General features: G+C 74.9%; 2 protein-coding genes. Both read left to right on the top strand.

Annotated features, from left to right (window positions below):
* The coding region (locus AC2W7G_RS16220) for a tyrosine-protein phosphatase (RefSeq protein WP_485869346.1) at positions 1–565 on the top strand (565 nt) is incomplete at its 5' end.
* A gap of 85 nt (positions 566–650) precedes the next feature.
* On the top strand, positions 651–1,437 hold a 787-nt coding region (locus AC2W7G_RS16215), incomplete at its 3' end, for a glycerophosphodiester phosphodiesterase family protein (protein ID WP_485869345.1).

Genomic DNA, 1,437 nt, shown 5'->3' with positions numbered 1-1,437 from the left:
CGGCCTCACCTGGCCGCCGGCGGTCGTCCTCGACCTGCGCTCGGCCGGCGAGCTCGGCGACGTCCACCCGCTGGCGTCCACCGGCGCCCGCGTGGTGAACGTCCCGCTGCTCGAGGCGCTGCGTCCCGACGCCCACCCGGTGCGCGACCTCACCGACCTGTACCGCGTGATGCTCGACCAGTCCGCGCCGCGCTTCGTCGACGTGCTGCGCGAGGTGGCCGCGTCCGACGGCCCGGCCCTGCTGCACTGCGCGGCCGGCAAGGACCGCACCGGCGTCAGCGTCGCGCTGGTGCTGCGGCTCGTGGGCGTCGAGCACGAGCACGTCGTCGCCGACTACCTGGCCACCGAGAAGGAGTACGACGCGATCGACGCGCGGCTCAGCCAGGGCCCCGGCGCGGCGCACCGCGCGCAGCTGCCGGCCTCGTTCTTCACCACGCCGGTCGAGGCCATCGAGAGCGTCCTCGAGCGCTGGGACGGGGTCGACGGCGGGGTCGAGGGCTGGGCCGTGCGGGCCGGGGCCGACGCCGCGCTGCTCGACCGGCTCCGCGCCACGCTGGTCGACTGAGCGTCCGTCCGGGCCGGACGACGGTTCGGCACCTGTTCACCGCGCGTCCGCCCGGCTGACCGCCGGACCGTGCTCTGCTGGGCCCATGAGCACTCGGGGGAGCCGCTCCACGCGGCTGCACGTCATCCGTCCACTCGCCGGTCTCGCGCTCGCGGCCGGCCTGATCCCGCTCGGGGCCGGCGCGGCCTCGGCCGACCCGCACGACCGCGGGCACCACCACGACGAGGCGGCACCGGTCGTCATCGCCCATCGCGGCGCCTCCGGACACCGGCCCGAGCACACGCTCGAGGCCTACCGCGTCGCCATCCGCCAAGGCGCGGACTTCATCGAGCCCGACCTCGTCCCGACCAAGGACGGCGTGCTCGTCGCCCGGCACGAGAACGAGATCGGCACCACCACCGACGTCGCGCAGCACCCGGAGTTCGCCGACCGGCGCGCCACCAAGACGATCGACGGCGTGCCCGTGACCGGCTGGTTCACCGAGGACTTCACCCTGCGCGAGCTGCGCACGCTGCGGGCCAAGGAGCGTCTGCCGCAGGTGCGTCCGGGCAACACCGCCTACGACGGACGCTTCACGGTGCCGACGCTGGACGAGGTGCTGGACCTGGCGAAGCGGGCGTCGCGGCGCGAGGGGCGGACCATCTCGGTCTACCCCGAGACCAAGCACCCCACCTACTTCGACTCGATCGGGCTGTCGCTGGAGGAGCCGCTGGTGCGCACGCTGCGCCGGCACGGGCTGAACGGTCCGAAGGCGCCGGTGATCATCCAGTCCTTCGAGACCGGCAACCTGCGCGAGCTCGAGCGACGCACCCGGGTGCGGCTGGCCCAGCTCGTCGACGCCGCCGGCGCCCCGTACGACCTGCGCGCCGCGG

Source organism: Aeromicrobium sp. PFPM2_SD2 (assembly GCF_057364525.1).
Note: the sequence above shows the minus strand (reverse complement) of the source record. Positions and strands in the feature narration are given on the sequence as shown.